Origin of the sequence: Komagataeibacter melaceti (assembly GCF_003403295.1) — a bacterium.
GTDB lineage: Bacteria > Pseudomonadota > Alphaproteobacteria > Acetobacterales > Acetobacteraceae > Komagataeibacter > Komagataeibacter melaceti.
This window is the reverse complement of the sequence record NZ_QUWV01000133.1, coordinates 1-3,502: the sequence shown is the minus strand read 5'-3', so window position 1 is coordinate 3,502 and position 3,502 is coordinate 1. Positions and strand designations below refer to the sequence as shown.

Genomic DNA, 3,502 nt, shown 5'->3' with positions numbered 1-3,502 from the left:
TGACCCCCACCCGTTTTCGGGAATGTCTGGACGCGCTGCGATGGTCGCAGCGTGGTCTGGCTGACATTCTCAATACCCATCAGACTACTGTCCGCCGCTGGGCTACGGGTCAGCAACCGATACCGCCAAATGTGCAAGAATGGTTAGAAGAGTTGTCGGAGGAGCATCGTCGGCAGCCTCATCCTAGAGATTGGTACAAGCTCGACGAATCAGGGTCAGGGGCACCGGTCTTCGGTCTGGATGGGAAGCCTGTCCTGGCGAATCAGGGCTAGGGTGTGTCGTCAGTTAATTCCGATGATGGCGAAGACGAGTTGCAGTGCTGCGAAGAATGTTGACTTCAGCTTGTCGTAGCGTGTTGCAATGCCTTTGAACTGCTTCAGCCTGGCGAAGAAGCGTTCAATGATGTTTCTGTTTTTGTAGAGCCGGAAGCTGACTTTCCGTGGGTCGCGTCGGTTTTTCCTTGAAGGGATAACTGGTGTGATCCGCCGTTCTTCGAGCTTTCCGATACGCGGATCAGCGTCAGATGCTAACTGACGACACGCCCTAGGGAAGGCCGATTGGTCTCTCGCGTCCATGACCAAGCTTTCAGAGAAGGTCTGCTCCTGTCTGAGTTCTGCGAAAATTATAAAGATCGTCGTAATTTAACAATTGAAATTTTGTATAAAAAAACCCTGCTTACGCAGGGTTTCTTGAAGGTTTAGGCAGCTCGCTGTCGTCGCTGATTCTGTGCCCTTGATCGAGGAAGCCATCCAGCCATCACTTCTTCGACGTCTTCATGCAACTGCTCTAGTTCGTGCCTGAACGAGTCTTTTGCCGAAGCTGTCCATGAAGTCTTCTCCTCTTCGTTTACAGTAGCTAATTTGCCCAAGGATGTACTGAGCTTCCGGCTCTGTAAGGTGCTGGAGACCATAATGAAATCCTTTCCGAAAGGCATCGTCGAGTTCGTCAAACTGTTTCCCAAGTTTCTCCTTGAGACCGTCGAATGTCGCCTCCGACAACGCTATCTTTACACCAAATTGGCGCATTTCGCCGGAATGCGCAAGGGGAGCTACCCCATGGCCGGCAGCTAAGGTTGTTGTGCAAATGACTCTCCCACCGTTCTGTTCAATGTAACCCTTTAGAGTTGCTATTGTTCCCCCGGTGGTCAAAACATCATCAACGATTATATAATTTTTATTAGATTGAACCTCTCCTTCAAAAAGGGTCGGTGCTACTAATCGATCAATATTGTTGGCTTTCCGATCGCGTCGATAGGTGACTTTAGAAATGATGGACCTATCAACGTAAAGGCCGAACGTGCTTGCGACTGCATACGCATACGCCAGAGATAAGGCATTTTTGTTAATTTCAGGAGTTTTGATTGGAGCCACGACTAAAGGGCGATCGTCGTAACAGACGTGATTTTCGATGAGATCAAAAATTCTATCAGTGTACAGATCTGATATGACGCGTTCGGCTGCCTGAAGGTTCCGTTCCTGCTTGGCAGCGACAAAATCGGGATGCCTAGAAAGACATCTCCCTCCAGCGCGAGAGGAACTCCAAGGTGTATGAAACCAACATAAAGGGAATGTGGGTTTCCAATCAGTGCGAATCAAGGCGGAATCATCGCTACAGCATGATACGTCTGGTGACGGGGCTATGGGCAGCGACAAATTCATAAGGGTTCAATAGCGGTCTTAACCCAATTTGCAACCTGAGAAGGAATAATTTTTCGCTAGCCGCATTATGCCACGAAGCTGGGTCGCCTGTTTGCCGTAATCAGTCGTGTAGGAGATGATCTCGACATTGTTCATGCCTTGGCTCTCCTTCCCAAACGCTTTCTCTAACCATGCTGCTGTTGTCATGCGACCCGACACCGTTACAAACCTCTGAGAGAGCCCTTATGCCGATCGAGGTGCAGGACAAGCAGATGCTCGCAGGCATAGCTGATGGCAATGGAGCTGCCCTGTGTCAGCTTGATCTGAGCGTGACGGCTTTCGGCACTTATCGTGTCATACTGCTTAAACGACGCAGGCAGCAAAGTGAGGCCGTAGCTGTATTCCGCGACCGCTTCCCCGATGCTCCCAACCAGATGTCCGTCAGGCGTGAATTTCCTGCTTGGGACGATCTGCTCAAGCCGATCCACGATCTGGTAGAGCTGGGCTATGAGGATGGGGATTTCGACCATAGCAGACATTAGGGTGTGTCGTCAGTTAATCCCGATAATGGCGGAGACGAATTGCACTGCTGCGAAGAATGTTGACTTCAGCTTGTCGTAGTGTGTTGCAATGCCTCTGAACTGCTTCAGCCTGGCGAAGAAGCGTTCAATGATGTTTCTGTTTTTGTAGAGCTGGAAGCTGATTTTCCGTTGGTCGCTCGATGTGTATCAGGAATCAGATGGATCGGGCGCGGGCGGACCGAGGCGATCCTGTAAATATCGCTGGCCAGCCTCGGTCTGCTTGAAGAACAGGATAACGCCAGCCAGCGTGATGCAGGCACCGATGCCGATACCGGTGCCCAGTGCTGTTACAAGCAATGTATCTGTGGTCATCGTGAATTACTCGCCAGATACGCATAAAGGATGAAGCCCCCGGCAGCGCCGCCAATGGTGCTGGCGAGCCAGAGGAAGAAGATGCCGACGGGTGTTATCCTGCCGTCACCCCCAGCACCTTGAGCGCCTGTTGCACCTGTACCCGGGAAGGCGCGGGGGTTGAACCGGACAGCCGCGCCCCGACATTGCGCCGCACGGCCACGCTGTCCAGCAGCGCCTTGAAGGCCGATACGATGGTGCCCAGCGCGTTCAGCGCCGTATTGGCGTCGGACAGGTCCGTGCTGGAGACCTTGGTCGAAACCCCGGTGATTGCCGCACTCAGGTCGCTTTCGACTTTGGTCAGGGCGGACAGGACGCTATCCACCCGGCTTTTCCAGTTCGTATCATCGTACGAAATGGTCAGCGTGGACCCGGCGGCCGTGGAAAAGCTGTTGAGGGCCGTGGACAGGGCGGTATCGGCAAGGGTGATGATACCAACGGTCGAGGCCCCGATGCCGCTGGCGACCGCTCCGATGCTCAGCACGGTCGAGACAGCATTCAGCCCGGCCTGACCGTAATCCTTGATCTCGGCCACATTGATCGTGATGGTGGTGACATTGCCGGTGGTGGTGCTTTTGCACCCGGGCAGCATCGCGACGGCAGCAATGCCGACCGCTGACAGCAGCCCCATGCCAAGGAGGCGGCGGCGGCCGCCATCGACGGCGATGAAATTTACACGATGGGTCATGGACGAGTTTTCCTGTCTTGATATGAAAATAGTCCACCCACACCACAATGCCGCAGAAATCCGGCGTTTCTCGTGTCATGCAGGTGGGCTGGTCTGGCAGGTAGAGGTTTGCCGCAGACCGGCCGTCGGTTTACGGATCGGCCGTGTCAGGTTGACAGATCAGCGGACGGGCTGGCCGGGCACGGTCTGGTGCGGGGCCTCCACCCTGGCCGCGACGGGCGGCGCGGTGGTCGGGGCCGGTTTCG

6 protein-coding genes are annotated in these 3,502 nt (G+C 54.2%); all 6 read right to left on the bottom strand.

Features of this window, described 5'->3' with window-relative positions; genetic code table 11:
* Nucleotides 1-281: 281 nt before the first annotated feature.
* Nucleotides 282-575, bottom strand: a complete 294-nt coding sequence (locus tag DY926_RS18015; RefSeq protein ID WP_274541806.1) for a transposase — start codon at nucleotides 573-575, stop codon at nucleotides 282-284.
* Between the two features lie 198 nt (nucleotides 576-773).
* Nucleotides 774-1,595, bottom strand: a complete 822-nt coding sequence (locus DY926_RS13710; RefSeq protein WP_206609051.1) for a phosphoribosyltransferase — start codon at nucleotides 1,593-1,595, stop codon at nucleotides 774-776.
* 263 nt (nucleotides 1,596-1,858) lie between these two features.
* Nucleotides 1,859-2,167, bottom strand: a complete 309-nt coding sequence (locus DY926_RS18130) for a DUF6998 domain-containing protein (protein ID WP_408886068.1) — start codon at nucleotides 2,165-2,167, stop codon at nucleotides 1,859-1,861.
* Nucleotides 2,168-2,188: 21 nt separating this feature from the next.
* Complete coding sequence (locus DY926_RS13700) at nucleotides 2,189-2,341, bottom strand: transposase (protein ID WP_408886069.1); 153 nt, start codon at nucleotides 2,339-2,341, stop codon at nucleotides 2,189-2,191.
* A 24-nt stretch (nucleotides 2,342-2,365) separates the two neighbouring features.
* Nucleotides 2,366-2,530: a hypothetical protein gene (locus DY926_RS17360; RefSeq protein ID WP_158552006.1), complete on the bottom strand. Its 165-nt coding sequence runs from the start codon at nucleotides 2,528-2,530 to the stop codon at nucleotides 2,366-2,368.
* Nucleotides 2,531-2,624: 94 nt separating this feature from the next.
* Entirely contained in the window at nucleotides 2,625-3,257 is a 633-nt protein-coding gene (locus DY926_RS13695) for a hypothetical protein (protein ID WP_116703877.1), read from the bottom strand.
* Between the last annotated feature and the right edge of the window lie 245 nt (nucleotides 3,258-3,502).